The organism is Mesorhizobium sp. WSM4312 (assembly GCF_002294875.1).
Classification (GTDB): domain Bacteria; phylum Pseudomonadota; class Alphaproteobacteria; order Rhizobiales; family Rhizobiaceae; genus Mesorhizobium.
This window is the reverse complement of the sequence record NZ_NSFU01000001.1, coordinates 349,281-375,824: the sequence shown is the minus strand read 5'-3', so window position 1 is coordinate 375,824 and position 26,544 is coordinate 349,281. Positions and strand designations below refer to the sequence as shown.

Annotated in this window: 27 protein-coding genes; 10 read left to right on the top strand and 17 right to left on the bottom strand. The window is 62.7% G+C overall.

Annotation, left to right across the window (positions count from 1 at the left end; genetic code table 11):
- Positions 1-11 precede the first annotated feature (11 nt).
- Entirely contained in the window at positions 12-3,197 is a 3,186-nt protein-coding gene (locus CK228_RS01800) for a multidrug efflux RND transporter permease subunit (RefSeq protein ID WP_179295771.1), read from the bottom strand.
- Positions 3,198-3,677: 480 nt separating this feature from the next.
- Here CK228_RS01800 and CK228_RS01790 point away from each other — a divergent pair, with 480 nt between their 5' ends.
- On the top strand, positions 3,678-4,268 hold the full coding sequence (locus CK228_RS01790) for a TetR/AcrR family transcriptional regulator (RefSeq protein ID WP_095771432.1): 591 nt from the start codon (positions 3,678-3,680) through the stop codon (positions 4,266-4,268).
- Between the two features lie 336 nt (positions 4,269-4,604).
- Here CK228_RS01790 and CK228_RS01780 read toward each other — a convergent pair whose 3' ends face one another.
- The 4 genes from CK228_RS01780 to CK228_RS01765 form a co-directional block, all read right to left on the bottom strand.
- A complete protein-coding gene (locus CK228_RS01780) occupies positions 4,605-5,627 on the bottom strand; it encodes a LacI family DNA-binding transcriptional regulator (RefSeq protein WP_095786670.1) in 1,023 nt (340 codons plus the stop codon).
- 136 nt (positions 5,628-5,763) lie between these two features.
- On the bottom strand, positions 5,764-6,555 hold the full coding sequence (locus tag CK228_RS01775; RefSeq protein ID WP_095771113.1) for an ATP-binding cassette domain-containing protein: 792 nt from the start codon (positions 6,553-6,555) through the stop codon (positions 5,764-5,766).
- Between the two features lie 3 nt (positions 6,556-6,558).
- Positions 6,559-7,545, bottom strand: coding sequence for an ABC transporter permease (locus CK228_RS01770; RefSeq protein ID WP_095771112.1), 987 nt, complete (start codon positions 7,543-7,545; stop codon positions 6,559-6,561).
- Between the two features lie 119 nt (positions 7,546-7,664).
- Entirely contained in the window at positions 7,665-8,600 is a 936-nt protein-coding gene (locus CK228_RS01765; RefSeq protein WP_095786669.1) for a substrate-binding domain-containing protein, read from the bottom strand.
- A 208-nt stretch (positions 8,601-8,808) separates the two neighbouring features.
- Between CK228_RS01765 and CK228_RS35155 the strand changes: the two genes are divergently transcribed.
- On the top strand, positions 8,809-8,973 hold the full coding sequence (locus CK228_RS35155; RefSeq protein WP_179295770.1) for a hypothetical protein: 165 nt from the start codon (positions 8,809-8,811) through the stop codon (positions 8,971-8,973).
- Between the two features lie 2 nt (positions 8,974-8,975).
- On the opposite strand, the gene CK228_RS01760 is transcribed toward CK228_RS35155, so the two are convergent.
- From CK228_RS01760 to CK228_RS01725, 8 genes are all read right to left on the bottom strand, one after another.
- Entirely contained in the window at positions 8,976-10,133 is a 1,158-nt protein-coding gene (locus tag CK228_RS01760; protein ID WP_095786668.1) for a fumarylacetoacetate hydrolase family protein, read from the bottom strand.
- Between the two features lie 160 nt (positions 10,134-10,293).
- Positions 10,294-11,163: an aldose 1-epimerase gene (locus tag CK228_RS01755; RefSeq protein WP_245437944.1), complete on the bottom strand. Its 870-nt coding sequence runs from the start codon at positions 11,161-11,163 to the stop codon at positions 10,294-10,296.
- A gap of 16 nt (positions 11,164-11,179) precedes the next feature.
- A complete protein-coding gene (locus CK228_RS01750; RefSeq protein ID WP_095786666.1) occupies positions 11,180-11,935 on the bottom strand; it encodes an SDR family oxidoreductase in 756 nt (251 codons plus the stop codon).
- A 15-nt stretch (positions 11,936-11,950) separates the two neighbouring features.
- On the bottom strand, positions 11,951-12,682 hold the full coding sequence (locus CK228_RS01745; protein WP_095771107.1) for an ATP-binding cassette domain-containing protein: 732 nt from the start codon (positions 12,680-12,682) through the stop codon (positions 11,951-11,953).
- Positions 12,683-12,685: 3 nt separating this feature from the next.
- Positions 12,686-13,663 carry an ABC transporter permease gene (locus CK228_RS01740; RefSeq protein WP_095786665.1) on the bottom strand — a complete coding sequence of 326 codons (978 nt, stop codon included), beginning with the start codon at positions 13,661-13,663 and terminating at the stop codon, positions 12,686-12,688.
- Positions 13,664-13,741: 78 nt separating this feature from the next.
- On the bottom strand, positions 13,742-14,719 hold the full coding sequence (locus tag CK228_RS01735; RefSeq protein WP_095786664.1) for a sugar ABC transporter substrate-binding protein: 978 nt from the start codon (positions 14,717-14,719) through the stop codon (positions 13,742-13,744).
- 24 nt (positions 14,720-14,743) lie between these two features.
- Positions 14,744-15,946 carry a mandelate racemase/muconate lactonizing enzyme family protein gene (locus CK228_RS01730; RefSeq protein WP_095786663.1) on the bottom strand — a complete coding sequence of 401 codons (1,203 nt, stop codon included), beginning with the start codon at positions 15,944-15,946 and terminating at the stop codon, positions 14,744-14,746.
- Positions 15,943-16,665, bottom strand: a complete 723-nt coding sequence (locus tag CK228_RS01725) for a FadR/GntR family transcriptional regulator (protein WP_095786662.1) — start codon at positions 16,663-16,665, stop codon at positions 15,943-15,945. The genes CK228_RS01730 and CK228_RS01725 overlap by 4 nt, the downstream gene beginning before the upstream one ends.
- 130 nt (positions 16,666-16,795) lie before the next feature.
- On the opposite strand from CK228_RS01725, the gene CK228_RS01720 reads away from it, so the two are divergent.
- The 6 genes from CK228_RS01720 (at position 16,796) to CK228_RS01695 (ending at position 22,409) form a co-directional block, all read left to right on the top strand.
- Positions 16,796-17,674: an SMP-30/gluconolactonase/LRE family protein gene (locus CK228_RS01720; protein WP_245437943.1), complete on the top strand. Its 879-nt coding sequence runs from the start codon at positions 16,796-16,798 to the stop codon at positions 17,672-17,674.
- Positions 17,675-17,872: 198 nt separating this feature from the next.
- Positions 17,873-18,757, top strand: coding sequence for an ABC transporter permease (locus tag CK228_RS01715; RefSeq protein WP_095786660.1), 885 nt, complete (start codon positions 17,873-17,875; stop codon positions 18,755-18,757).
- Positions 18,754-19,575 carry an ABC transporter permease gene (locus CK228_RS01710; RefSeq protein ID WP_095786659.1) on the top strand — a complete coding sequence of 274 codons (822 nt, stop codon included), beginning with the start codon at positions 18,754-18,756 and terminating at the stop codon, positions 19,573-19,575. Before CK228_RS01715 ends, CK228_RS01710 begins: the two co-directional genes overlap by 4 nt.
- A gap of 25 nt (positions 19,576-19,600) precedes the next feature.
- Complete coding sequence (locus CK228_RS01705) at positions 19,601-20,671, top strand: ABC transporter substrate-binding protein (protein ID WP_095786658.1); 1,071 nt, start codon at positions 19,601-19,603, stop codon at positions 20,669-20,671.
- A 54-nt stretch (positions 20,672-20,725) separates the two neighbouring features.
- Positions 20,726-21,334 carry a cupin domain-containing protein gene (locus CK228_RS01700; RefSeq protein ID WP_095771098.1) on the top strand — a complete coding sequence of 203 codons (609 nt, stop codon included), beginning with the start codon at positions 20,726-20,728 and terminating at the stop codon, positions 21,332-21,334.
- Complete coding sequence (locus tag CK228_RS01695; protein WP_095786657.1) at positions 21,324-22,409, top strand: ABC transporter ATP-binding protein; 1,086 nt, start codon at positions 21,324-21,326, stop codon at positions 22,407-22,409. The genes CK228_RS01700 and CK228_RS01695 overlap by 11 nt, the downstream gene beginning before the upstream one ends.
- A gap of 157 nt (positions 22,410-22,566) precedes the next feature.
- Here the strand turns inward: CK228_RS01695 and CK228_RS36270 are convergent, their stop codons facing one another.
- Complete coding sequence (locus CK228_RS36270; RefSeq protein ID WP_280951002.1) at positions 22,567-22,698, bottom strand: hypothetical protein; 132 nt, start codon at positions 22,696-22,698, stop codon at positions 22,567-22,569.
- 163 nt (positions 22,699-22,861) lie between these two features.
- Entirely contained in the window at positions 22,862-23,566 is a 705-nt protein-coding gene (locus CK228_RS01685; RefSeq protein ID WP_095786655.1) for an SOS response-associated peptidase, read from the bottom strand.
- Positions 23,567-23,753: 187 nt separating this feature from the next.
- Here CK228_RS01685 and CK228_RS01680 point away from each other — a divergent pair, with 187 nt between their 5' ends.
- Both CK228_RS01680 and CK228_RS01670 read left to right on the top strand, forming a co-directional pair.
- Positions 23,754-24,107 carry a SnoaL-like domain-containing protein gene (locus CK228_RS01680; RefSeq protein ID WP_095771095.1) on the top strand — a complete coding sequence of 118 codons (354 nt, stop codon included), beginning with the start codon at positions 23,754-23,756 and terminating at the stop codon, positions 24,105-24,107.
- A 275-nt stretch (positions 24,108-24,382) separates the two neighbouring features.
- Complete coding sequence (locus CK228_RS01670; RefSeq protein WP_095786654.1) at positions 24,383-24,730, top strand: ArsC family reductase; 348 nt, start codon at positions 24,383-24,385, stop codon at positions 24,728-24,730.
- 103 nt (positions 24,731-24,833) lie between these two features.
- Here CK228_RS01670 and CK228_RS01665 read toward each other — a convergent pair whose 3' ends face one another.
- Positions 24,834-25,190, bottom strand: coding sequence for a DUF488 domain-containing protein (locus CK228_RS01665; RefSeq protein ID WP_095786653.1), 357 nt, complete (start codon positions 25,188-25,190; stop codon positions 24,834-24,836).
- Positions 25,191-25,213: 23 nt separating this feature from the next.
- A complete protein-coding gene (locus tag CK228_RS01660) occupies positions 25,214-26,470 on the bottom strand; it encodes an aminopeptidase (protein WP_095771092.1) in 1,257 nt (418 codons plus the stop codon).
- Positions 26,471-26,544 lie beyond the last annotated feature (74 nt).

The following is a 26,544-nucleotide window of genomic DNA, read 5'->3' as shown; positions in this document are numbered from 1 at the left end:
TTTCTCCAATCTTATTCGGCCGCTTCCGCCAGGGGAGGGAAGGCGGGTTCGGCAGTTGGTTCAGTATGCCTGGAGGCGGGTTCGCCGCTTTCGCGGCGCTCCCGCAACTGTTCGATGACCGCGTAGAAGACCGGCACGAACACCAGCGACAGGATGGTCGCAGCGACCATGCCGCCAAACACCGTGGTGCCGATCGACTGGCGGCTTGCGGCACCGGCGCCGGTGGCGAACATTAGCGGCAGCACGCCGAGGATGAAGGCGAAGGCCGTCATCAGGATCGGCCGCAGCCTGAGCCGGGCGGCTTCCATCGCCGCCTCTACGATGCTGAGGCCCTCCTCGCGTCGCCGCCTGGCGAACTCGACGATCAGGATCGCGTTCTTGGCCGCCAGGCCGATCAGCATGACGAAGCCGATCTGCGAGTAGACGTCGATCTGCATGCCGCGCACCGATAGCGCCGCGAAGGCACCGAACAAGGCCAATGGCACCGCCAGCAGCACCATGAACGGCATCGCCCAGCTCTCATATTGCGCCGCCAGGATCAGGAAGACGAAGACGATGGCGAGGCCGAAGACGACGGACGCGATGGATCCTGCCTTGAGCTCCTGGAAGGTGATGCCGGTCCATTCGAAACCGAAATCCCTGGGGAGCGCGGTGGCGGCCGCCCGTTCCATGGCAGCGACAGCCTGGCCCGAGGAGAAGCCCGGCGCGGCACCGCCATTGATCGAGGCCGAGGCGTTGTTGTTGTAGTGCGGCACGGTTTCCGGCCCGACGAACGGCACCAGCTTGCCCAGCGTGCTGAGCGGCACCATGCCGCCCGAGGCGTTGCGTACATAGAGCCGCGAAATGTCGGCGGCGCCCGCACGTGCATCCTTGTCGGCCTGGATGGTCACCCGGAAGGTGCGGCCGAACAGGTTGAAGTCATTCACGTAGAGCGAGCCGAGATAGATCTGCAGCGTGTTGAAGACATCGGGCAGGTTGAGGCCGAGAAGCTTGGCCTTGCTACGGTCGAGGTCGTAGTTGAACTGCGGCGTCGAGGTCGAGAATGGCGAGAACAACTGCTGCGGATTGATTTCCGGCTGCTTGCGCGCCTCGGCGATCACGGCTTGCGTCGCGTCATTGAGGGCCGTGCTGCCGCGACCGGTGAGATCCTCGACGACGAATTCGAAGCCGCCCGTGGTGCCGATGCCCGGGATCGAAGGCGGATCGAAGGAGAGCGCGAAAGCTTCCGGAATCTGCATCAGCTTGCCGCGCACGTCGGCGACGAGCTTCGATGCGCTCTGGTCGGGGCCACGCTCTTCCCATGGCTTGAGGATGGCGAACTCGACAGCCGAGTTCGACTGCGCCGCACTGGTCAGGAAGTTCAGGCCGCTGATCGAGCCGACAATGTCGACGCCGGGCGTTGCCTGCAGGATGTCACGCGCCTTCTGGGCCACCGCGTCGGTGCGCTCGAGCGAGGCACCGTCGGGCAACTGGATGACGACGAAGAAATAGCCCTGGTCCTCGACCGGAAGGAAGGTCGACGGCAGTTTCTGCCAGACGAAATAGGTGGCGACCAACCCGGCGGCGAACAGGCCGAGCATGATCCAGCGTAGGCGGATCAGAAAGCGCACACCGTGGGCGTAGGCATGCGACAGCCTGTCGAAGCCGGTGTTGAACCAGCGGAACAGGAAGAACTGCGGCCCATGGCGATGACGCAGGAAAGCGGCACTGAGCGCAGGGCTCAGCGTCAGCGAATTGAAGGCCGAGATGCCGACCGAAATCGCCACCGTCAGCGCGAACTGGTTGTAGAGCCGCCCCGACACGCCCGGAATGAAGGCGACCGGCACGAACACGGCCATCAGCACCGCGGTGGTGGCGATGATCGGACCGGTGACTTCGGCCATGGCGGCCTTGGTCGCCGCCAATGGTTTCAGCCCGGCCTCGAGCTGTCGTTCGACATTCTCGACCACCACGATGGCGTCGTCGACGACAAGGCCGATCGCCAGCACCATGCCGAGCAAGGAGAGCATGTTGAGCGAGAAGCCCAGCATCTCCATGACGACCAGCGTCGCCACCAGCGACACCGGAATGGCGATGGTCGGGATGATGGTCGTGCGCCAGCTCTGCAGGAAGATGAACACCACGGCAACGACCAGCACCAGCGCTTCGCCGAGCGTGATCAGCACGTCATGCATCGACGCCGAGACGAAGCGCGTCGTGTCGTAGTGCATGGCATAGGACACGCCCTTCGGGAAACGCGCCGACAGTTCCTGCATCTTGTCCTTGACGCGCTGCTGAAGGTCGAGCGCGTTGGAACCGGGCATCTGGTAGACGGCGAGGACCACGGTCGGGTCCTTGCCGAAGAACGCCGAGGACGAATATTGCAGCGCGCCGAGCTCGATACGCGCGACGTCGCGCAGCCGCACCAGCGAGCCGGAGTCGGTGTTGGCGCGCACGACGATGTCGCCGAATTCCTTCGGGTCGCTCAGGCGCCCGACGGCGTTGACCTGCATCTCGAAGGCGGTGCCGGCGGGCGCCGGCGACTGGCCGATCTTGCCGGCCGCCACCTGGACGTTCTGCTCGGCGATGGCATTCTGCACGTCGACGGCGGTAATGCCGAGATTGGCAAGCTTGTCCGGATCGAGCCAGACGCGCATCGAATAGCGCCGCTCGCCGAAGATCTGCACGTCGCCGACGCCTTGCAGCCGCTTCAGCGGATCGACGACCTGCAGATAGGCGAGGTTCGACAGCGCCACCGGATCGACCGACTTGTCGGGCGAGGTGAGGTTGACGATGAGCACGAAGTTCGGGTTCTGCTTCTTGATCGTCACGCCGCCCTGATTGACGATCGCCGGCAGCGAGGAGGCCGCCTGCGAGACGCGGTTCTGGACGTCGACGGCAGCGGTGCTCAGGGAGTAGCCGACATCGAAGGTGATGGTGATGGTCGAGGAGCCGTCATTGGAGCTCGTCGACGACATGTAGGTCATGCCCTGCACGCCGTTGATCTGCTGCTCCAGCGGCGTCGTCACCGTGTCGGCCACGACTTGCGCGCTGGCGCCCGGATAATGGGCGCTGACCACGACCTGGGGCGGCGTGATGTCTGGAAACTGCGAGACCGGCAGCAGGAAATAACAAATCGTCCCGGCGAGCACCATGATGATGGCGATCGCCGACGCGAAGATCGGACGGTGAATGAAGAAATTTACCACGACACACATGCCTCGCCGGCTGCTCTTGCCCGCCCGAAGGCGCTGGCAACTCTGGATAACTGGCCGTGCCCGTCACGGGAGGCTTCCCGTGAACGCAGCAACGGCACTTCGCGACGCTGCCCATCGGCAAGCGAGCGAAGCATCTTCTCGAGGGCCCGGGGGTCGACCCCATCTGCCTTCATGACCAGCCGGATCATCGGATCCCGGACGGCCTCATCTATGGTAAGATCGCGGCGCTGTGGCATTGGCCGGCTCCTTGTCTGTCGATTCGCAGCCCATGCTCGCGAACCGTTTTCCATTCCCTCACCGGCCGGAGCCGCATGATTGGCAGTTTCTCGTCCGTCTCATCTGGCAGGACCAGTTCACGGCCTTGTTATTGACGACGGACGACGTAGGTGTTACCAGTAAGTAACATTCTGGAAGTTACAGACCGGTAACACCCTAGTCAAGAGGTGGCCGAGGGTTTTTTGGAAACGAAAGGAGATCATGATGACAGACGGCGTCGTGGAGCGCTCTCGTCCCAGGGATCGGATTCTGGAGACGGCACGCGACATGTTCCACAAGCATGGCATCAAGGGCGTCGGCGTCGACGCCATCACCGAAGCTGCCGGCACGAACAAGATGACGCTCTATCGTCACTTTGAATCCAAGGACGAACTGATCGTCGAGTGCCTGCGCGCCAATGCGGCCAAGGCCGGCGCGATGTGGGATGCTTTCGAGGCCGAGTTCCCCGGCGACAAGCTCGCGCAGCTGCATGCCTGGGTTCGCAAGGCGGCTGCCATGCTCAATGCCGACGGCCGCGGCTGCGACATGGCCAATGCCGCCGCTGAGCTGACTGAGCCGGACCATCCGGCGAGACTGGTGATCAAGGAGCTCAAGGAAGCCCAGCGCGAACGCCTGGTGGCGCTCTGCCGGGGTGCGGGCATCGGTCAGGCCGAACTGCTTGCCGATACGCTGTCGCTGCTGTTCGAGGGCGCCCGTGTCAGCGTGCAGACCGTGGGCGCCGAAGGCCCGAGCACGCAGTTCGTGCGCATGGCCGAAGGGTTGATCGTTTCCTTCCGGGGCACCGCCGCCGGTTGAAATCCGCCGCGACTGCTGGCGATTTGCCGGTCGTATGACCGAGGCGATGCTTGGCGCCCTTTGGCGCGGGCGGCACAGGAATTTCCGATATTGAATGAAAAAAGCCCGCTGCCGGGAGGAGGTGGCAGCGGGCTCGATTTTCGAATGTGGCGCGGGAGGAGGTGCGCCCCATTCAGCGTCGGCATCGCATCTGGGAGGAGTAGATGGCCGACGACCAGAAACTACGAGTTGCCCAATGATTCGGCAACAATGAATTGTGCATAGCAGCTGTGCAGATTTGCCGTGTCAATTATCAGACAAATCCAAGGAAAGCCGGCATTGCCAGGCGGTCTCGCCTCACTGCACCGGCACGTTTTCCCTGAAAATCAGGCGCGGCTCGATGAATTTCCGGGTAAGATAGGGCGCCGATGAGGCGATGGAGCCGAGCAGGCGGATGACCGACTGTTCGGCGATCAGCCTGGCGTTCTGGTCGATGACGACGTCGGCGAGGTCGTCGACGAGGTAGCCGCGCGTCTCCTTTGTAAGGTCGTGGCAGATGAACACCGGCTTGCGGTTGGGCCTGGCTTCCCGGATGGCTCTGGCAACACCGGAGCGTCCGGCCCCGACGCAATAGATGCCGAGCAGTTCCGGTTCGTTGTGCAGTGCCTTCATGGTCTCGGCGTAGCTGGCATCCGGTTCGTCGTTGATCTCGACGGCGCTGGTCACGGCGAGGTTGGGAAACTCCTCGCCGAGCACGGAGCGAAAGCCCATTTCGCGCTCCTCATGACCGCGGTAGGAGCGTGAACCGACGACCATCGCCAGATGGCCTTCGCGGCCGCCGAGGAAGCGACCCATCAGAAGTGCCGCCGTTCGGCCCGCCACCCGGTTGTCGATGCCGACATAGGCCGAGCGGGGAGCGGCCGGAATATCGGACACCAGCGTCACCAGGCGGATGCCGGTTTCGACGATGTCGCGCAGGATGTTGCGGGTTCGCGGATGGTCGATGGCGATGACACCGACGCCATTGGCCCTCAGCGACAGGTTTTCCACGGCGCTCTGCAGCGCGTTCGGCGAGATGCCGGCGAGGTTGTGGATCCGGCACGAAGCGACCAGCGGCAGGCGCGATGCATAGTCCTCGATGTGCCTTGCCAGATCCTGCATGAAGGCGTTGCTGCCGATCGGCAGGAAGAACTCGAGGTTTGCCGGTCTGGAGGGAAGCGTCACCTGATCGGCGACCGGCAGATAGCCGAGCTGTTTGGCGGCTTCCATCACGCGTTGCCGGTTGGCGGCGCTGGCGCCCGGCCGGTTGTTGAGCACCCTGTCGACCGTCGCGGTCGACAGTCCGCAATTCCTGGCGATGTCGGAGACGGTGGCCTTCATGCCGCAACCCTACGCGCCGATGCGATGACGCGCCAGATAAGTGATTTCGCAGCCGATGCGATCCGACGGACGGGTGATTGACACCCATCGCCGCCATGCGCATTGAGCCGCTTCGGCAAGACGGGTCCGCCCGTCCTCAGTGCGACGGCCTGCCGTCGGCGACGGCGTCGCGGATTTCCTTGTCCGACATGCCGGTGATGATCCGTTCGACCTCCGTCACGGTTGTCTTCTTCGGGTCGATGTCGTCGGCGACCACCTTGCCCCGGCGCATGACGACGATGCGGTCGACCACCTGGAAGACGTGATGGATGTTGTGCGCGATGAAAATGCAGGAATGGCCGGAATCGCGGGCGCTGCGCACGAAGCTAAGCACCCCTTGTGTTTCGGCGACGCCGAGATTGTTGGTCGGCTCGTCGAGGATGATGAGGTCGCTGTCGAAATGCATGGCGCGCGCGATCGCCACCGCCTGGCGCTCGCCGCCGGAGAGCGAGCCGATCGGCGTCGTCGGTGGAATGTTCTTCGAAATGCCGACCTGTTTGAGCAGGTCGCGGGCGACGTTGTTCATCGCCTCCTGGTCCATGCGGTTGAGGAAACGCGGCGGCTTGATCGGCTCGCGCCCGAGGAACAGATTGCGGGCGATCGACAGTTGCGTGACCAGCGCGGAATCCTGGTAGATCGTTTCGATGCCCTGCGCGATGGCATCGCTGGTGCTGCGCAAGGTGACCTTCTTGCCGCGGATGAAGATGTCGCCGCTGGTCAGCGGCACCGCGCCCGACAAGACCTTGATCAGCGTCGACTTGCCGGCGCCATTGTCGCCGAGCAGGCCGACGATCTCCCGCTCGTTGACATGGAAATTAGCGTCCACAAGCGCCTGCACGCGGCCGTAGGACTTGCGGATGTTCTGCATGCGGATCAATGGCTCGGCCATGGTTCAAGTCCCTGCCTGGTGCCGGCGTTCCAGCCATGAGTGGAGCGCCATCATGCCAAGGATGATCGCGCCGATGAAGATATTGTAGGCAAGACCGGGCACGCCGATCAGCACGATGCCGTTGCGCATCACGCGCAGGATCAGGATGCCGAGCACGGTGCCGATGATGGTCCCGCGTCCGCCGGTCAGCGCCGTGCCGCCGATCACCACCATGGCGATGACTTCGAGTTCGTAGCCGGTGCCGCTGTTGGGATTGGCGGCCGACGTGCGCAGCGAGGAGATGACGCCGGCCAGCGAGGCCATGAGCGACGACAGCACGAACAGGCCGATCTTGACGCGGTTGACATTGACGCCGCGGGCACGCGCCGCGTTGGGATTGCCGCCCGCCGCCTGGATCCAGTTGCCGGTCCGGCTTTGCGTCAGCACATAGCCGAGCGCGATCGCCGCGGCGATGAACCAGAACAGCGACATGTAGATGCGGAACGGCCCGATGAAGAAGTCGCCGACCAGTGCCTCCGCCAGCCAGCTGCCCTCGGCGCTCCAGGTGCGCTGCGGAAAACCGTCGGTGATGAAAAGCGCGCTGCCGCGCACCACCAGCAGCATGCCGAGCGTCACCAGGAAGGACGGGATCTTGAGCTGCGTGACGAACCAGCCATTGACCAGGCCGATCAAGGCGGCAACCACCAGCGCGACGACGAAGCCCATCTCCAGCGATGTGACGCCGCCGTTGAACAGCGTCCACATCAGCACTGGCGAGAAGCCGAACAGGGATCCGACGGACAGGTCGAATTCGCCTGATGTCATCAGCAAGGTCATCGCCAGCGCGATCAGGCCGAGTTCGACCGTGAAGGCCAGGGTGTTGGAGATGTTCTGCGGCGACAGGAAGTCGTGGTTGAAGCCCCAGAAAACGCCGATCTCGACGATGAGCAGCACGAAGGGACCGAATTCAGGCCGCGCAATCAGGCGTTGGACAAGCGAATGATTTTCCACTGGGAACCCGCGACATGGTTGGAACGGGCCGCGATCTCCACCGCCTCGGATGGATGGTCGCGGCGCAAGCAGATATCTGGCGCCGCGTGCCAGATGGGCGCGGCGCCAGGGATCGCGGTTTATTTGCCGGACAGGATCTTGTCGTAGACGCCGGCGGTGTCCTTCTCATAGAGCGCGCCGGTGATGACGTTGAAGCCCGGGGGAATGCCTGACGCCGCCATGTTGGCGAGCGACAGCGCGACATAGCTGGTCGCCTGCGGGTCCTGCCACTGGCCGGCATTGACGTAGCCGTTCAGAACCTCCTGGGTAGTGTCGAGCGAGTTGCCCCAGCCGACAACAGGGATTTCACCCGGCTTGACGCCGACCTGGTCGAACACCCGCTTGATCGAGCCGGTGACGAGGTCGCCCAGCCCGATAACGGCCTTGACCTTGCCCTTGTGGGCGGTGAGGTAGTCGACCATGCGATTGATCACCTCGGCCTGGTCGAGCGTCGCTTCGGTCACTTCATAGGTGATGCCGAGCGGTCCGAAGACGCTCTTGATGCCTTCCTCTTCCTGGACGCCATAGGTGGCGCCGGGGACCTCGACCGGCATCCAGACGAAGTCGCCCTTCTTCACCAGGCCCTTGTCGACCAGATACTGCGCCCAATGCTTTCCGAAGGTGACGTTGTCGCCGCCGACATAGGCATTGAAGTTGGCTTTTGGATCGGGCGTATTGAAGTTGATGATCGGGACGTTGGCCGCGCGGGCTTCCTTGACGATCTCGACGAGGCTGCCCGGATCGGGGCTGGTGGTGACGATGCCGTCGGCCTTGGCCGAGAGGGCGGCGCGAACCGCTTCCTGCTGGGAGGCAACATCGCCATTGTGGAACGAGGTGTTGACGGTGTTGCCGGTGTCCTTGGCCCATTGCTTGGCCCCGGCCAGGAAGTAGGTCCAGACCGGGTCGGCGGGGCCGCCATGCGAAATCCAGTAGAAGGTCTTGGCCTGCGCGGCTGCCGGAATGACCGTCAGCGCGACCAGAAGGCCGTAGAGCACAAATCTCAGTCTTGTCAGCATTTGATTTCCTCCCGGTTGAAGATGATCCGTCCCTGTTCCGGCGTCGGCCGGATTGCGTCTTTTGCCAGCGCCGCTCGGATGCCTCAGAGCATTCCCTTTTTCGACGGATGGCAAGCCTCCATCTGCAGATGTAGTTGGCGCCTGACGCGACGCCATCAACGGTCCCATCAGATTGCATCAGCCGGGGTGATTTTTCAGGAGCGGTCGGATGATTGGCGGCGAGGCTCAGCCGGGCGGATTGTCCGCGCTGTGTCCGGCGCGCCAGCGGCGTCGCAGCCGGTCGATCGCCAAGGCAAGCACGACCGGAGCACCGGTGGTGAAGGCGGGCCCAGATGGCATCCACGCCAAGCAAGGTCATGGCGTTTTGGATTGAGTCTAGATCAGATCGGCCTTTGCCAGGTCGCGCATGAGATGGCTGGCGCCGTAGGTCCAGTGCGGGCAGTCGGGCGACAGCCGCACCCGGTTGACCAGCGCGCCGAATTTTTCCGATGAGATGGTGACGATGTCGCCGACCTTGTGGGTAAACCCCTTGCCCTTCTCGCCGCGGTCCTTCGACGGCACGAACATGGTGCCGAGATACAGCGTCAGCCCGTCCGGATACTGGTGGTGCGGACCCATCGCGGCGGCAACGAGCTCTTCGGGCGAACGGCTGATCTCGGCCATCGAGCTTGCGCCCTCCAGCGAAAAGCCATCCTCGCCCTCGACCTTGAGGCGCACGACCGCCTTCTTCACGTCGTCGATCGAGAAGGTGTCGTCGAACAGGCGGATGAAGGGTCCAAGCGAGGCCGAAGCATTGTTGTCCTTGGCCTTGCCGAGCAGCAAAGCGGAACGCCCTTCGACGTCGCGCAGATTGACATCGTTGCCGATGGTGGCGCCGACGATGCTGCCGCTCGAGGCGGCGACCATGGCGATCTCCGGCTCCGGATTGTTCCAGGTCGACACCGGGTGCAGGCCGACATCGGCGCCGAAGCCGACCGACGCCATTGGCTGGCACTTGGTGAAGATCTCAGCATCGGGGCCGATGCCGACTTCCAGATATTGCGACCAGGCGCCGCGCGCGATCAGCTTGGCCTTGATCTCCATGGCTTCCGGCGAACCGGGCTTGAGCTTCGACAAATCGTGGCCGATCAGCCCGGCAATGTCGGCGCGGATGGCGTCGGCCTTTTCCGCCGAGCCGCGCGCCTGTTCCTCGATCACCCGCTCTAGCAGGCTGACGACGAAGGTGACGCCCGACGCCTTGACCGCCTGCAGGTCGACCGGGGAGAGGAGATAGGGTTTGGCCTGATCGCGCCCGGCTGCAAAACTATTGGCCGCGATGTCGTCGAGCGAGCCGATCGGCTTGCCCTTGGCCGAGCGCACATGCCCTGCCGGATCGGCCATCTCGCAGATGTCCCGCACGGTCGGCGCCTCGCTCGACGTAATGTCGAAGACGGTGCCGTCACGCACCGTGACCACCAGGGGATGGGGCACAGCCGGTGATCGAGCGCGGCCGAGAAAGACGCCATCGTCAGGCAGAAACGTCATGTTTGTCATTGCACTCTCGTTATTGCGCAGGATGGTTCGATGTTATGAGGTGCGCATGGCCTCTTCAAGCCGACACGCCCTGAAGCAGCATGTGCCAAGCGATGGACGATCAACGGAAATGGCCTTTGCCACCATGCCACTGCACCGCTTCGCGACTTCCGATCTGGCGCTATAGCTCACCCCAGCGTAACCGCAAATGCGCGCTTGTCGATCCGCCTTTTTCCAGCGTCGTCAGGCCGCTGCCGTGATGGGCGTCCACCACATGTGAAACGGGTTCGAAGCAGAAGAAATCAGCGTCTCGTGCCGGCGAATAGAGGACGAAGACATTCAGCGAGGGCGACGCCTCGACCGTGAGGGCGATGGCGTCGTCCGGCTGGATGATCGAGGCGTGCCCGTTCCAGCCTTCGAAGGCATTGTTGACCCAGGCGTCGGGAAGCGGCGAGGCTTGCGAAAAGTCCCAGTCCGGCCGGGAGGCCAGCGGCACCACCCCCGTCGGCAGGTGTCGTTCGTCTTCCAACCAGACACTGTGCGCCGATGCTTGCAGCAGAGTGCGCGGGCGGCGCGGAAACCAGGGGTGGAAGCCCAGCCCGTAGGGCAGGCGGATGGCGGCTCGGTTTTCGACAGCCAGCACGGCGGACAGCGCGCCTTCCTCCAATGCATAGCGGACGCTTGCATGGTAGCGGTAGGGTCCGATCGCCCCATCCTCCAGAGCCAGCTCGATTTCAGTGCCGGTTCGCCTCGTCAACCGCCACGGTCTTTGAAATGCGTCGCCGTGGAGTGGGAACCGCTCCCCTTCGACATTGGGCTCTATCGCATGGAAGCGCCCGTCAAACTCGAAGCCTCCACCGGAAATGCGGTTTGACCAGGGAATCAGCAGTTGAGACCCGAACTTCAGCAGACCTCTCGATGGCTCAAGCAGAGGCGTAGGTGCTCGGCCGGGGCGGAGCGCGTCGTAGCGCAGGATGGCGGCGCCCTCGCGGGGACACACCACAAGGCTTGCACGCCCGTCGGCAAGTTCGATCTCATCGCCATTTGTCATTGAAGGGCCGCTATGGCTACCATCCGCCATCGATGTTGATGTTCTGACCGCTGATCATGTCCGAGGCCGGGGAGACGAGGAACAGCACGAGATCGGCGATATGCTGCGGCTCGATGCGTCGCTTCAGGCATTGGTTGGTAAGGATCCAGTCGTTGTATTCCTCGAGCCGTTCTCCGAAGACGCGCTCCTCTGCCTCGGAAACGACGGCGCCTGGCGACACCGCGTTCACGGTGATGCCGTGTGGTCCTAATTCCCGCGCCAGCGACTTGGTGAGCCCCAGCATGGCTCCCTTCGAAGCCACATAGGGCACGTAGCCGTCCCAGCGGCCGTTCAGCGTCACCGAGCAGAAATTGACGATCCTGCCCTGGCCCTTCCTCTTCATGCCAGGCGCGCAGGCGCGCGCCAGCGCGAAGGCGGCTGACGAATTTACACGGATCTGGTCCTCGTACTCGCCAAGTGAGAATTCCTCGAACGGACGGTTGATGATGAGCGCCGCGTTGTTGATCAGAATATCGATCGTGCCTTCTTCGTCGACGAGCGCCTTGACCGCTGCCTCGGCTTCGGCCAGCTGGTTCAAGTCGCAACCGACATAGACGATCGTACCTTTGTTTGTCGCCGCCAATTCCGCCGCGATCTTGGGCCCTTCCGCATTCTCCGGTCGGTCAAGCAGAAGCACGCGCGCGCCAGCGCGGGCAAGCGCGGCAGCCTGGGCGCGGCCGAGCGAACCCAGACCACCCGTCAGGAGCACGACTTTACCGGAAAGGTTCGTCATCACCGTTCCCGCTCCTCAAAGCACGTTGTGAACTTCATCGATGGAGGTTTCCTCGATGCGCTTGTCGAGAACGACCTCGCCGCGCGCCATCGCGACCACACGATCACAGCAATCAAAAACGTGATGCATGTTGTGGCTGATGAAAACGCCGGTCACCCCTTGCGCCTTCAATCCACGCACAAAGCCGATGACCTTGCTGGTCTCCTTGACCGAAAGGTGATTGGTCGGCTCGTCGAGGATCATCACCTTCGACTTGAAATGCATGGCCCGCGCGATGGCGACGCCCTGCCGCTGGCCGCCTGACAATTCACCGACCAGTGCGTCGGGCGAGCGCAGATGCAGGTCGACATTGGCGATCGCCTTGATGCTCTCGCTGGCCATCTGCTTTTGATCCAGGATGCCGACGCCGAATACGGAAAACAGCGTCGGTTCGCGGCCGATAAACAGGTTCCTGGCGATCGACATGGTGGGGACCATCGAATTGTACTGGTAGATGGTCTCGATACCGAGGTTCATCGCGTCGCGCGGCCTGGCGATTCGCACTGGTCTGCCTTCGACCAGGATCTCGCCCTCGTCGGCGGTGTGGACGCCTGACAGAATGTTGATGAGCGTCGATTTGCCGGCACCGTTGTCGCCGACCAGCCCAAGTGCCTCGCCTCGCTTCAGGTCGAGGCTCACGCCCTTCAACGCGTGGACGCCGGAATACCATTTGTGAAGATTGCGGACGGAGATGATTGCGTCTTCCATGGCTCAGCCCTCCATCTTGATCGCCTTGGCGCGCTTGCGCATCCAGGCGTTGGCGACGACGGCGAAAATGGTCAGGAAGCCGATCGCGAATTTGAACCAGTTCGCGTCGACATTGGAGAGCACCAGCCCGTTGTCGATGATGCGGATGAGGATTGTGCCGATGATGCCGCCGGCGACGGTACCGATGCCGCCTGCGAGCGACGCGCCGCCGATGACCGCCGAGGCCACCGCCTGGAGCTCCAGGCCTTCGCCGATGGAAGGCAAGGGAGAGCCCAGCCTCAGCACTTGCAACATGCCGGCGAAGCCCGACAGCATCGAGCAAAGCACGAAGCATGCGAGTTTTACTCTCGCGGTCGGGATGCCCATGGAGGCGGCAGCCGGGTGGAAGCCGCCGGTGGCCTTTATCCAATTGCCGAAATTGGTTCTGGAAAGCATCAGTGACGTCAGCAGGGCAATTCCCGCAAACCACAGGAACGACATGCGGAACATGTTGCCAGGGCCGACGAACGAAGTGAACAGCCAGTTCGGAAGATCGGCGGGAAGCAAGGGTGGAAACCCGCCCGAGACGACGATCGTCAGCGACCGGGCGATGAAAAGCATGCCGAGCGTGGTGATGAAGCTCGGGATCTCGAACCAGATCGTCACATAGCCGTTGATAAATCCGATCACCGCGCAAACGACAAGCCCGGCCACCAAAGCAAGCGGGAAAGGCACCCCTTCGACCATGAGGACCGCCATGCACATCGGCATCAGGGCAAACACCGATCCAACCGAAAGGTCGAACTCTCCGCTGATCATCAAGATGGTGACGCCGATGGCGACGAGGCCCGTTTCCGGCAGAATGCCGAGCATGCCGCGAAGGTTATCCTGGTTGAGGAACACGCCATTCGAGCGGATCTCGAAAATCACCACCAGAAGCACCAGCAGGATCAGTCCCGCCAGTTCCGGCTTTTCCAGATAGGTCTTGAAGAGGCGTTTCAAGGCAGGCTCCAGGAATTCGAGGCAAGGGACCACCCGGCGGTGCGAACACCGCCGGGTGAACACATGGCGCGCGTGGGCTTAACGCAGGCCTTGCGATGAAAGTGTCATGATCGCGTCGGCCTGATTCGGGCGCACGATGCCTTGACCCGTATCGATGTCGGAGGGGGCCAGACCTACCTTCTTGTTCAGGTAGGCTTCCATGACCGGCATGAAGCCCTGCATGTAGGGCTGTTGGTCCACCAAAGCCTGTACGTAGCCCTTCTGCATCTGCTGCAGCACTTCCGGCACCAGATCGAACCCGCCAAGGAGGACCTTGCCCGGCGCGACGCCGCGATCCTGCAGCGACCGCGCTACGCCCGCGCACCAGAAGCCGGTGTCGAAATAGGCTGTGGTGTCGGGATGCGCATTGAGATAGGCGCCGACACGATCGGACGTGATCGCGAGGTCCGTTCCGCTGTCGATCCGCTCCCATGAGACCTGGCGGTCGGGGTGGGCCGCCTTGTACTCTTCCAGGAACTGCATCACGCCTGCGCCGCGGCTTTCGGACCAGTTCTGGCCGGGTGCGGAAATGCCGACCAGAACCTTGATTGCCCCCTCTTTCGGGAAGCTCTCGGAAATCGCCTTGCCGAGCGAATAGCCCGCCGGCTTGAAACCCTGCCCTATGAAGGCCTGCCGCGCATTGCCCTTGGCGCCCTCGGTGTCATCCACATTGACGGCAATCACCAACACACCGGCATCTCGCGCTTCCTTGATGACGTCGTCGAACGCCTTGTTGTCGACAATCGAGGTCAGCAGGGCATCCGGCTTTGCCGCAAGCGCGGCGCGCATGTTGGCGAGTTGCTGCTCGACCGAGCCTTCGGTCTGGGTGAAAATCATGTTGCACTTGGCCTCGACCTTGCCGCAGGCATCGTCAAAGCCCTTTTTCACCGCCTGCCAGAAGGTGTTCGACGCCGACGAATGGTGCGTGAAGACGATGTTGAGCCCGTCGGCGCTGGCGACGGAAGGCCCGGCGAACAGTGTCGTCGCGAGCAAAAGCGTTGCAGTCAGTCGTTTCATTACTAATCCTCCCGTTGGTGTTCTTCAGATGTCCGCCTTGTCGGAGACGCGGCGATGGACGGTGTAGGCCCGACCGAGGTCGGGATTGAGTTCCAGCCCGAGGCCGGGGCCAGGCGGCACGGTGATCATGCCGTCCTTGACTTCCGGTAGCGCGGTCACGAGGTCGCGATACCAGGTCCTGTAAAATGCCCGCACACTCTCCTGTACGAGTGCGTTGGGCGCGTTGAGGGACAAATGCGTGGACGCCGCCAGAACCACCGGCCCGGTGCAGTCGTGCGGCGCGACCGGCAAATGCCAGGCCTCAGCCATCGCCGCGATCTTGCGTGCTTCGGAAAGCCCGCCGCACCAGGAAATGTCCAGCATGACGATGCCTGCGGCGCCGGTCTCCAGAAGGTCGCGGAATGCCCAGCGACTGCCCAAGGTTTCCGACGCCGAGATCGGTGCCGGGCTCGCGGCCTCATAGCGCTTGAGATCGGCGAGGCTGTCCATGCGGATGGGATCCTCATGCCAGTACGTGCCGTAAGGCCCGAGCGCCTTGGCAATCTTGATCGCGGGCAAGAGCTGCCACATGGAGTGGAACTCGACCATGATGTCGATCTTGTCACCGACAGCTTTGCGGATCTTCTCGAAGGGTTGCAGCGCGGCTTTCAGGTCGCCGGCGTTGATGTCTTGCCCTCGGCTTTTCTCGGCCGCATGGTCGAAAGGCCAGATCTTCATGGCCGTGATGCCGTCCTCGAGCAGCTCCGCTGCCAATTCGTCGGCGCGGTGGAGAAACCCGTTCAGGTCGTCGTAGCCTTGCCTTGTGCCGAGACCATAATTCGCGGTGGTCTGCCCCTTGCTGTCCTTGATGTATTCGGTGCCGGCGCAGGTGTTGTAGGTACGGATGGACTGCCGCGAAAAGCCTCCCAGGAGTTGCGCGATCGGCTGGTTCATGGCCTTGCCGAAAATATCCCAGAGCGCGATGTCGAAGGCGGAATTGCCGCGGACTTCGACCCCGCTTGAGCGGAAACCAAGATAGCCGACCAGGTCCGCGGAAAGCAGATCGATCTGCAGTGGATCGCGGCCGATCACGCGCGGCGCGACATATTCATGGACATATTCCTCGACCGTGCGGGCCAAGAAAAAGGTTTCGCCAAGGCCGGTGATGCCCTCGTCGGTATGCACCTCGATCCAGAGCAGATTGGGCCGCTCTTCGATACGAATGGTCTCAAGCGAGCGGATTTTCATGCGATCCCCGCGTCGATCAATGCCTTGACGCTTTTGTCGAAATGCGCGGCCATATGTTCGGCGGCGAGTTGCGGGTTCCCCGCGATGATCGCCCGAGCAATATCCGCGTGCCCCTCGATCATCTTGATCTGCTCTTCCTCGGTTGCACGCGTACGCCAGCCGATCACCCAGGTGCGTCGCGTGACGCCGCTGAAGGCGTTGATGATCAACGAAAACACCGGGTTGTGAGAGGCCCGCGCGATCGCTTCATGGAATGCGATGTCGTGTTCCATGACGATCTCCGGCGCACGGTAATTCTCGCGCATCAGCTGCGCGCATTTCTGAACGTCAGCCGCCTCCGCGTCGGTCCGCCGGAGCGCGGCCAGCGCCACCGTGCGCATTTCGATGGTGCGGCGCACATCATAGACCTGCTGGATGCTGATCTGTTCGGTCGTGACGCCGTGCTCGATCACCATCGACATCGCGCCAATGTCGAGCTTGGCAACGCTGGCGCGCCGCCCGGCGCTCATGTCGATCAGGCGCATCGCCGACAGCGACCGAAACGCCTCCCGCACCACCGTGCGCGAGACACTGAGCTTGCGGGTCATGTCGGCTTCACTGGGCAAGAGGTCGCCAGGGCCAAGGCCTTCAACGCGGATGTGTTGGGTGATGGCCTGAATGGCGGCGCTCACCAGCCCGGGATTTGTCTCGTCAGGCCCTATGCTGCGATCGCTTACCATTTGCCCAAAACCTGTATGACATGTTTTCTTGAAATGTGTATATCTTTGTGAAATCTTGTCTGTCAATAGCGGTTGACTACGCGACAGTTGGAGAGGAAGGGCAGTGGATAGCGGAGAAAAACGGCCAGGCTTGGCGTTCGATGCCCAGGATATCGTCGGTGAGAGCCTGCTCTGGGACGAGAACAGGAAGACACTGATCTGGGTGGATATAGTCGGGCGACGCATCCACCAGCTCGATCCGGTTACTCGCGATCATCAGAGTTGGCAGACACCGGACCTCGCAACCTCGATTGGCCTGCGCGGGGACGGTGGCGCGATCGTCGGGCTGCGAAAGGATGTGGCTCTGTGGGATTTCGGAGAAGCCTTCAGGACGATCGCGACGATCGAACCGGACAGCCCTGACACACGGTTGAATGAGGGCGTGGTCGCCCCGGATGGCTCGTTCTGGGTCGGCACCATGGAAAACAACATCGACGACGATGATCTTGCGCGCGATATTTCGCGAGATGCGGGGCGGATCTATCGCGTCGACACAGCCGGCATTGTCGAGGCGCTCAGTGCCGATCGCTTCGGCATCACCAACACGATGATCTGGACAGCGGATAATGCCTTCATCACGGCGGACACGACGAAGAACCAGGTCTTTCGTTATCGCTGGGACAGGGTGCGGTCGCGAATAACCGATAGGCGTCCCTTCTTCTCGGACTTTCCACGCGGTCTGCCGGACGGGTCGTGCATGGATGCGGAAGGCTATGTCTGGAACTGTCGCGTTGCGGGGGGCGGGTGCCTGGTTCGCATTTCACCTGACGGGGTCCTGGACAAGGTGGTGGACCTGCCGTGCAGCTGGCCCACGAGCTGCACCTTCGGCGGCGAGAATTTCGATACCCTCTTCGTCACTTCGGCGCGGTTTACCATGAGCGAGAGACATTTGCAGGCAAACCCGCAGGAGGGCGGGCTGTTCGCGGTGCGCGCAGCCGTTCGAGGCACACCGGCCAAACGGTTCGGATGAGATTAGCTGACGAACGCGGCCGAGAACGGCAGGCTTACCAGGTCGGCTACGGCTTTTTGACCATACCGGGCAAAGTCCCAAGCGTTCCGGCAGTCGCTGGAGCGTTGATGACAACCAATTCAGGAAAGCCGGATTCTGCTTGACAGTTTCACGAATATGAAAAACTGTTAGCCAATTTCAAATTTGGTGGGCAGGTCGATGTCGGCCTTAGTTGCAGCACAAGCGCCAGGGGCCCGGTCTTCATCGGGCTTCCGGCTCGCCATGCTTTTGCCAGGGGCGCTGGTCACTTTCCTGCTGATCCTGTTCGCGCTTGGCCTGGTGCTGTTCCTCGCCTTCCGCGGCAATGACGGCTCGCTCCTCGGCGTCGGGCTGACCGTCGAGAACTTCGTCACCGTGGCCACCGATCCGCTCTACTGGACGGTGACGCTGCGCTCGCTGGTCATCGCCGGCCTGGTGACGCTGGCAACCGTCGCCACCGCCTATCCCGTCGCCTATTATCTTGCCTTCCATGCCGGGCGCCGGCGCGGCCTGCTCTTGTTCCTGGTGACGCTGCCATTCTGGACCAGCTATCTCCTGCGCGTCTTCGCCTGGAAGATCGTGCTCGCCTATAACGGCGTCCTGAACTCGGCGCTGATCGAAAGCGGCATCTGGTCGGAGCCGACACTGGCTTTTCTCAACACGCCGGCCGCTGTGGTCGTCACGCTGGCTCACGCCTATGCGCCCTTCGCCATCCTGCCGATCTATGTGGCGCTCGACACCATCCCGAAATCGCTGCTCGAGGCTGCCTCCGACCTCGGCGCGCGGCCGTTTACCGCGTTCCGCCGCGTCGTGCTGCCGAACTCCATGCCGGGCGTGCTGGCGGCCGCGCTCGTCGTCTTCGTGCCGACGGTCGGCGACTATGTCACGCCGGCCATGGTCGGCGGCCCGGCCAGCACCATGATCGGCACGCTGATCCAGTCGCAGTTCGGCAAGGCCAATGATTGGCCGTTCGGCGCCGCGCTTTCGGTCTGCGTCATGCTGGTCATCCTCGTCGTGGTGCTGGTCGCGCGCGGTGCCGACCGCAGATTTGGCAGCCGCACATGAAAGCCGAACGCGCCGGCACGAAACCGGATGGCCGCTGGCTCGGCCTCTACGTCCTTGCCTATCTGGTGTTTCTCTATCTGCCGGTCCTGCTGATTCCGCTGTTTTCCTTCAACGATTCCATCCAGGCGGCGTTTCCGCTGCAGGGTTTTACGTCGCAATGGTATGCGACGCTCTACGGCAATCCGGCGCTGTCCGGCGCGCTCTTGAACAGCCTCGTCATCGGCACCATCGCCGCTTCCGGTGCCACGCTGTGCGGCATCACCGTGTCCTATATGGACCTCTATGGCCGCTCGCCGCTTGCCGCCACCATAAGCGCCATAGCCCGCCTGCCGATCCTCATCCCCGGCGTCATCGTCGGCATATCGTTGCTGATCCTGATCAACCTCATCGGCCTTGGGCCGTCGCGAGTCGCCATCGTGCTCGGCCACATACTCGTGGCTTTGCCGACGACCGTGGTCGTCATGCGCAGCCGTTTCGCCGCCATCCCCAGGACGGTTCGCGAGGCGGCGCTCGACCTCGGCGCCTCCGACTGGACGACGTTCCGGCGCGTCATGCTGCCGCTCAGCCTGCCCGCCGTGCTGTCGGCCTTCATGCTGGCCTTCCTGATCTCCTTCGACGAGTTCATCGTCGTCTTCTTCCTTGCCGGAACCGAGCCGACCCTGCCGCTCTATATCTGGAGCCAACTGCGCTTTCCCCGCTCGCTGCCGACCGTCATGGCGCTGGGGACGGTGATCCTGGCCACATCCTTCATCATCGCCGGCACTGCCGAGATCCTGCGCCATCGCGGGCTCGGTGCCGCGCGCCGCGATCCAGCCTGACCATAACAATGAGAGGAGAACGAAAATGACATTCCACCTGACATCGATAACCGGATACAAGGCGCGCGCCGGCCTCGCCGCGCTGGCGCTAGCACTGTCTTCGACCGTAGCGCCGGCCGCCGAAAAGCTGCAATATTTCACCTGGTCGGGTTACGAACTGCCCGATTTCAACAAGAGCTTCCTCGCCGCTCATCCCGATGGCGTCGAGGCCTCGATCTTCGGCGACGACGACGATGCCTTCACCAAGGTCAAGGCCGGCTTCCGGCCTGACATCGCGCATCCCTGCTATGACAAGGTGGCGCGCTGGAACAAGGAAGGCCTGCTGCAGCCGATCGACACCAAGCGCATCAAGAACTGGGATTCGATCTTCCCGGTGTTCAAGAACCTGCCCGACCTGCAGGCCGGCGACGGCAAGGTGTGGATGGTGCCGTGGGACTGGGGCAACACCTCCATCCTCTACCGCACCGATCTGGTGAAGAACCCCGAGGCAAGCTGGAACCTGCTGTGGGACAAGCAATATGCCGGACGCATGGCGACGATCGACGCCGTGCATGACACGCCGATCGTCGCCGCGCTTCTGGCCGGCGTCAATCCGTTCGACATGACGCCCGCTGAGATGGACAAGGTCGCGGCAAAGCTGCGCGAACAACGCCCGCTGCTGTCGAGCTACACCACGGACATGACGTCGGTCGAGCAGGCGCTGGCCAGCGGCCAGCTTGTCGCCGCCATGACCTGGAACGCGTCGGCCACCTCGCTGAAGAAGCAGGGCGTGCCGGTCGAGTTCATGAAGCCGAAGGAAGGCATGCTGACCTGGGCCTGCGGCTTCGTGATGCTGAAGGACGCCAAGAATGTCGATCTGGCCTATGATTTCATCAACAGCCGGCTCGATGCCGATTCGGGCAAGTACCTGATCCAGTCCTATGGCTATGGTAGTTCTCTGAGCACCGCCTTCGCCGGCGTGGCGAAGGATGAATTGGAAAAGCTGCAACTGCCGTCCGATCCGGAAGTGATGCTGAAAACCACGATCTTCACCGGGCCGATGAAGCAGAACGACGATGTGGCCAAGATGTTCGAGAAAGTGAAGGCTGGTGGGTGAGCACTCTTGCCTTCTCCCGTTGCGGGAGAAGGGAAAGACAACGAGGACGAATGCATGGACATGCTGGACGACGCCGCCGAAAAACCCAGGGACGATGCCGATGTTCGCGTCGGGCGCCGTGTGCGGGCGCTGCGGCTGGAGCGGCGCCTGTCACTGGCCGAACTGGCGGCCAGGGCAGGCGTGTCGATCGGCGCGCTGAGCCAGATCGAGCGCGGCATGTCCTCGCTGCGCGTCAAGGTGATCTGGCCGCTCGCCGCCGCCCTCGACATCGAGCCTTCGGCGCTGATCGCCGATGGCGACGAGGCCGTCAACGATCTCTATTGCGTGCGCGCCGACAAGCGGCGCTCCATTCCCGTCAAGTCGGAAGGCATTGCCAAGGCGCTGCTGTCGCCGCCCGGTGCGACGCTGACCGGCATGCTGGTGACGGTGGAGGCCGGTGGCGGCACGGCGGAAGCCTATGCCCATGCCGGTCATGAATTCGGCTATGTGCTTTCGGGCGAGGCCGAACTGGTGGTGGACTCGACAAAATACGGGCTGAAGACCGGCGACAGCTTTGCCTTCAAGAGCACGCTGTTGCATGCCTTCCGCAATCCCGGCGCCGAGCAATGCCAGATCCTGTGGGTCAACACCACGAAGCCTTCCGAGGTTCGCGATGGCGCCTGATCCACTCGTCCGGTTGCAGGCGGTCTCCAAGGTTTTCCCGGGCGGCATCGTTGGGCTCGATACCGTCGATCTCGACATTATCAGCGGCGAGTTCATCACGCTGCTCGGGCCGTCAGGCTGTGGCAAGACCACCAGCCTGCGCGTCATCGCCGGCTTCGAAAGCCCGTCGAGCGGCAAGGTCTTGCTCGACGGCCGCGACATCACGGCGCTTCGGCCTTTCGACCGGCCGGTCAATACGGTGTTCCAGGATTACGCGCTGTTTGCGCATATGGATGTCGCCGACAATGTCGGCTTCGGCCTGTCATTGCGCAGATTGACGGGAGTCGAGCAGGCAAAGCGGGTCGGCGAAGCGCTGGGCATGGTCGGTCTCGCCGACAAGCTTCGCGCCCGTGTCTCCGAATTGTCGGGCGGCCAGCGCCAGCGCGTGGCACTTGCTCGCGCCATCGTCTGCGAGCCGCGCGTGCTCTTGCTCGACGAGCCGCTGTCGGCGCTCGATGCGCATCTGCGCGAACAGATGCAGGTCGAGTTGAAGCGGCTGCAGTCGCGGCTCGGCACGACCTTCGTCATGGTCACCCATGACCAGACCGAGGCTCTGTCGATCTCCGATCGCATCGTCGTCATGAACAAGGGCCGCATCGAGCAGATCGCGCCGCCGGCGACGCTCTATGACCGGCCTGCGACGAAGTTCGTGGCGAGCTTCATCGGCACCATGAACCTGCTGCAGTCGCGCTTTGTCGGCCGCGACGGCGATCGTTTGCGCTTCACTGCCGGCGCTCTGCCGCTGGAGGCTACCTCCGAAACCGGCCAGGCACCCGGCGAAGGTGAGATGCGCACCATCGGCGTGCGTCCGGAGGACTTGCTGGCCGCCACCGAGGCGACCGAAGGAACCGCGCCGGCGCGGGTGAACAGCATCGTCTTCCACGGCCGTACCTTGCGGCTGCATGCTGAACTTGGGCAGGGGTTGCCGGTGGTGATCGATGCGCCGCGCCAGGCCGAGGGGTTTCAATTCAGCATTGGCGATGTGGCGCATGTCAGCCTGCGCCGTGGCGCCAACTGCCCCATGCTGCCGGGCTAGCCTCTTCCGCCTTCGCATGGTCGCCCGCAACCGCGGGTCTGATCGACATGTGAACAAACGACCATGGAATTAAGTAGGAATTGACTAATCTAGGAAGACATTCCTAAATTAGTTGATGCCGGAATTGAGCACCCGACCGCGCCGAAATGTACAAACCCTATGCCTCGCGCACGAAGTGGGGCAACTCATTCGTGTCCGATGCCGGCACTGCAACATCACCCGGCACTATCTGCCCGGCGATCTCGCGAAGCTTGTCGGTGACATTGCCTTTTGGGATGTCGAACGGCATATGCGGTGCGAGCGCTGCAAGCTTCGCGAGCTTGATGCCGACATAATTTTGCCGAGCGCTGCCGAGCGCTTGAAAATTCGTGTGAGACGCCTTGTCGAAATCCGCATGGTTCGCCGTGTGATATGGCGAGACGAGGAATGAGGAACGCGGCTGTCCCTTCAGCCTAGAACAGAGACCCTTGGGCCGGTGCCTGCTGCGGAAACTTGATTTGTGTGGCTGGCTTCTCAACGACGACCAACGCGTTGTCTGGCGCTGTTCGCTGCAAATGCCGTGCTTCTGCCCAGGGTGCCGCCAGCCAGGCCTCGGTCTCCTCCGACGTGGTCAGGATTACTGGCATGGCCTTCTCATGGATCGGCGCGATGAGGGCGTTAGGCTTGGTTGTCATGAAGGCAAATAACTCGAAGTCGCCCGGTCCGTCCTTGACCTTTCGAACACCCTGCCAACGGGTCCAGAAGCCGGCGAAGAAGAACAGCGGCCGGCATTCGTCACGGGCAAACCAGTAATTGCGCTGGATGCCTGTTTCTGGGTCCTTGTCGCTCGGTGTCGGGCTGGGTTCGGCAAAACTGGTGACCGGTACGACGCATCTATGCTCGACCCCGACAAACTGTTGCCAGTGCGAATATTGTGGATTGCGAACGTTGGTCGTGCCGTAGTCGGCCTTACCCTTCATGCGCTCTGGTGGCGTCGGCAACCCCCAAAGCAGTTTCGCCAGCTCACGCTTCCCGTCTGCCGTGTTGCGGACGACCGGGCCGGGCTGATTGGGGTAGATGTCAACGGAAGGTTCAAGGTTGCCGCTGATATCGCGCAGCGCGCGCGTCCATTGGCGGACCGCCTCTTGCGTCGTGGTGATGTTGTAGAGGTTGCACATGCATCCAGCATTGCGGAATTGGCTTGCGTCCGCAACCGAGGCCGCTGCCGGCGCTCCTGCAATTCATCGTCACAGAGCCGCGCTATATCGATCGTCCTGACACACTTTGTCAGCTGTCATGTGGGCACAGGTGGCAGACGGGCAGGCTCTTCCCTAATTGCAGTGCGTCTGAACAGGAGGAACACACATGACCATCACGGACATTGCCAAGGATTTCACCGAACTCCTCAAGCAGGGTGATAACGCCGGTGCTGCTGAAAAATACAATGCCGACGATATCGCCAGCTACGAAGCCATGGAGGGCCCGATGGCCGTCAGCCATGGCAAGGAGGCCCTCAGGCAGAAAAGCCAATGGTGGCAGGAAAACCATGAAGTGCATGGCGGCTCGGTCGAAGGGCCCTATGTCAACGGCGACCAGTTCGCGGTGCGCTTCAAGTTTGACGTCACGCCCAAGGCCACCGGCGAGCGTGTCGCCATGGACGAGGTTGGCCTCTACACGGTCAAGAACGGCAAGATCACCGAAGAGCGCTTCTACTACTGAGGCTGGAAGCTCCGACTTCGGAGTCGGCTCTTCGCTACAGGATCGAGAAACAAGCATGGCGGCCGGGACGGTGTCCTGGCCTCCATGCGAGAGGTTCAAATCGTCTTCACATACTCGGCAAGCTGATCGGTCACAGTGCCCCAGCCATCGAAGAAACCCATCTCTTCGTGGTTGTCGCCCGAAAATTCCGCGGTTGCGGGCCTGGGTGCTGGCAAAGCGGGAAGGGCGGTTTTAGGCTGTGGGACGGATTCGACTGTCAGCTTGAGGGACGCGCTTTGACGATTACGATCTACGGCATCACCACCTGCGACACGGTCAAGAAGGCGCGCGTCTGGCTGGAGAGCCATGACGTGGCCTATCGCTTCCACGATTTTCGTGCGGAGGGGCTGGACGCGAAGCGGCTGGATGGCTGGGTCGGCAAGGTCGGCTGGGAAAAGCTGCTCAACAAGGGCAGCACCACATTCCGAGAACTGGCGGACAAGGACAAGCAAGGCATCGATGAAAAGAAGGCCAAGGCGCTGATGCTGGCCACGCCGACGATGGTCAAGCGGCCGGTGCTGGAAATCGGCGATCGGGTTCTGGTTGGGTTCAAGCCGGATGTTTATGAGCAGGCGGTGAAGTAGGTAGCGAAGCCGTTGAAGCTGCCGATCTCCCCCCTTGTGGGGGAGATGTCCGGCAGGACAGAGGGGGGCGCTGTCCCGCCGGCCCCAGAAAGTTATGGCCGCCTCAGCCTCTCCCGCGCAAATACTCCGCCAGCGCCACCGCATTGTTGTGCGCCTCGTCATGGGCGCCGTAGAGCAGCGTTACCTTGCCCTCCCGAAGCAGGTCGCGCAGTTGCGTCACCGCTTCTTCATTCCGATCCAACTCGACGCGATAGCGTTTCTGGAACTCCGCCCAGCGTGCGGGCTCATGCCCGAACCACTTCCGCAACTCGTCGCTCGGCGCGATCTCCTTCAGCCACAGCGCCAGCGCGGCATGCTCCTTGCTGACGCCGCGCGGCCAGATGCGATCGACCAGCACCCGCTGCCCGTCATCGGCAGCGGCCGGCTCGTAGATCCGCTTGACCATCAGGTCGAACGCCATTCGACCTCCCTACGCCGAACCCCTCAGGCCCACTCGCCCTTGCGCATCACCGGCACACGGCTGCCGTCCTTGTGGACGCCGTCAATGTCGATCTTGTCCGAGCCGATCATCCAGTCGATGTGGATGAAACTCTTGTTGCCGCCGCGCGCGGCGATCTCGTCCTGGCTGAGCGAGGCACCGTCGACAAAGCACTTGGAATAGCACTGGCCGAGCGCGATGTGGCAGGCGGCGTTTTCGTCGAAAAGCGTGTTGAAGAACAACAGGCCGCTGGCCGAGATCGGCGAGGAATGCGGCACCAGCGCCACCTCGCCGAGACGCCGTGCGCCCTCGTCGGTGTCGAGCACCTTCTTCAGCACATCCTCGCCCTTCGACGCCTTGGCCTCGACGATCCTGCCTTCCTCGAAACGCACCGAAATCTCGTCGATCAACGTTCCCTGGTAGGACAGCGGCTTGGTCGAGGAGACATGGCCCTCGACGCGCCTGGCATGCGGCGTGGTGAAGACCTCCTCGGTCGGGATGTTGGGATTGCAGGTGATGCCGTTCTTGGCGGTCGAGGCGCCGCCCATCCATTCATGGCCGTCCGCCAGCCCGACTGTCAGGTCGGTGCCTGGTCCGGTGAAGTGCAGCGCATGGAAATTATGGCCGTTCAGCCATTCGGTTCGGCCGCGCAGCGCGGCGTTGTGCGCCTTCCAATTGCCGATCGGGTCTTCCACATCGACCCGCGACGCCGCGAAGATCGCGTCGGCGAGCTTCGCCACCGCGACGTCGTCGGCGTCATCGGGAAACACCTGCTTGGCCCAGGCGAGGTCCGGATAGGCGACGATGTTCCAGTTGATGTCGAAGCCGGTGATCTTTTCCAGCGCCGGCTGGTAGGCCATGGAATTGGCCTTGTTGGCGCGCGCCACTTTTGCCGGGTCCTGCGCCGACAGGAGCGACGGATCCTCGCCGCGCACGGCAAGCCTGGCGGCATTGTTGGAAAAAGCCTTCGCCATGCCTTCATAGAGCCAGCCGGCGGCGCGATCGAAGCTGGCGTCGGCGCCGAAGCGATAGCGCGCCAGCGTCATCTCGTCATCGTTGAAGATCGGTGTCACCAGACCGGCACCGGCCTTGTAGGCATGCTCGACGATGCGCCTGGTCAGCGGCAATGCCGCGATCGACGAGGTCAGTACGAGATCCTGGCCGGGCTGCAATTGCAGGCCGACCTTGATGGCGACTTCCGCCAGCCTGTCGAGCTTCACCGTGTCGATCGTTGCGGAAACGCCGCGCGAATGTGTAGTCATGATCCTGCCTGCCGTGATGTGAGGTCCGATACCTTACATAGACCGGCGCCACCCGTCTTTCCACCGCGATTGCG

Bases quoted from the DNA above. Each gene is read 5' to 3' on its own strand.
- CK228_RS01715 (WP_095786660.1), top strand. From the start codon at position 17,873: ATGTCGGCCTTAGTTGCAGCACAAGCGCCAGGGGCCCGGTCTTCATCG.
- CK228_RS01680 (WP_095771095.1), top strand. From the start codon at position 23,754: ATGACCATCACGGACATTGCCAAGGATTTCACCGAACTCCTCAAGCAG.
- CK228_RS01765 (WP_095786669.1), bottom strand. From the start codon at position 8,600: ATGCTGACAAGACTGAGATTTGTGCTCTACGGCCTTCTGGTCGCGCTG.
- CK228_RS01745 (WP_095771107.1), bottom strand. From the start codon at position 12,682: ATGGAAGACGCAATCATCTCCGTCCGCAATCTTCACAAATGGTATTCC.
- CK228_RS01710 (WP_095786659.1), top strand. From the start codon at position 18,754: ATGAAAGCCGAACGCGCCGGCACGAAACCGGATGGCCGCTGGCTCGGC.
- CK228_RS01685 (WP_095786655.1), bottom strand. From the start codon at position 23,566: ATGTGCAACCTCTACAACATCACCACGACGCAAGAGGCGGTCCGCCAA.
- CK228_RS01760 (WP_095786668.1), bottom strand. From the start codon at position 10,133: ATGACAAACATGACGTTTCTGCCTGACGATGGCGTCTTTCTCGGCCGC.
- CK228_RS35155 (WP_179295770.1), top strand. From the start codon at position 8,809: ATGATTGGCGGCGAGGCTCAGCCGGGCGGATTGTCCGCGCTGTGTCCG.
- CK228_RS01660 (WP_095771092.1), bottom strand. From the start codon at position 26,470: ATGACTACACATTCGCGCGGCGTTTCCGCAACGATCGACACGGTGAAG.
- CK228_RS01755 (WP_245437944.1), bottom strand. From the start codon at position 11,163: ATGACAAATGGCGATGAGATCGAACTTGCCGACGGGCGTGCAAGCCTT.
- CK228_RS01705 (WP_095786658.1), top strand. From the start codon at position 19,601: ATGACATTCCACCTGACATCGATAACCGGATACAAGGCGCGCGCCGGC.
- CK228_RS01780 (WP_095786670.1), bottom strand. From the start codon at position 5,627: ATGAAGGCCACCGTCTCCGACATCGCCAGGAATTGCGGACTGTCGACC.
- CK228_RS01775 (WP_095771113.1), bottom strand. From the start codon at position 6,555: ATGGCCGAGCCATTGATCCGCATGCAGAACATCCGCAAGTCCTACGGC.
- CK228_RS01750 (WP_095786666.1), bottom strand. From the start codon at position 11,935: ATGACGAACCTTTCCGGTAAAGTCGTGCTCCTGACGGGTGGTCTGGGT.
- CK228_RS01665 (WP_095786653.1), bottom strand. From the start codon at position 25,190: ATGGCGTTCGACCTGATGGTCAAGCGGATCTACGAGCCGGCCGCTGCC.
- CK228_RS01790 (WP_095771432.1), top strand. From the start codon at position 3,678: ATGACAGACGGCGTCGTGGAGCGCTCTCGTCCCAGGGATCGGATTCTG.
- CK228_RS01700 (WP_095771098.1), top strand. From the start codon at position 20,726: ATGGACATGCTGGACGACGCCGCCGAAAAACCCAGGGACGATGCCGAT.
- CK228_RS01800 (WP_179295771.1), bottom strand. From the start codon at position 3,197: ATGTGTGTCGTGGTAAATTTCTTCATTCACCGTCCGATCTTCGCGTCG.
- CK228_RS01730 (WP_095786663.1), bottom strand. From the start codon at position 15,946: ATGAAAATCCGCTCGCTTGAGACCATTCGTATCGAAGAGCGGCCCAAT.
- CK228_RS36270 (WP_280951002.1), bottom strand. From the start codon at position 22,698: ATGCCGTTCGACATCCCAAAAGGCAATGTCACCGACAAGCTTCGCGAG.
- CK228_RS01695 (WP_095786657.1), top strand. From the start codon at position 21,324: ATGGCGCCTGATCCACTCGTCCGGTTGCAGGCGGTCTCCAAGGTTTTC.
- CK228_RS01725 (WP_095786662.1), bottom strand. From the start codon at position 16,665: ATGGTAAGCGATCGCAGCATAGGGCCTGACGAGACAAATCCCGGGCTG.
- CK228_RS01735 (WP_095786664.1), bottom strand. From the start codon at position 14,719: ATGAAACGACTGACTGCAACGCTTTTGCTCGCGACGACACTGTTCGCC.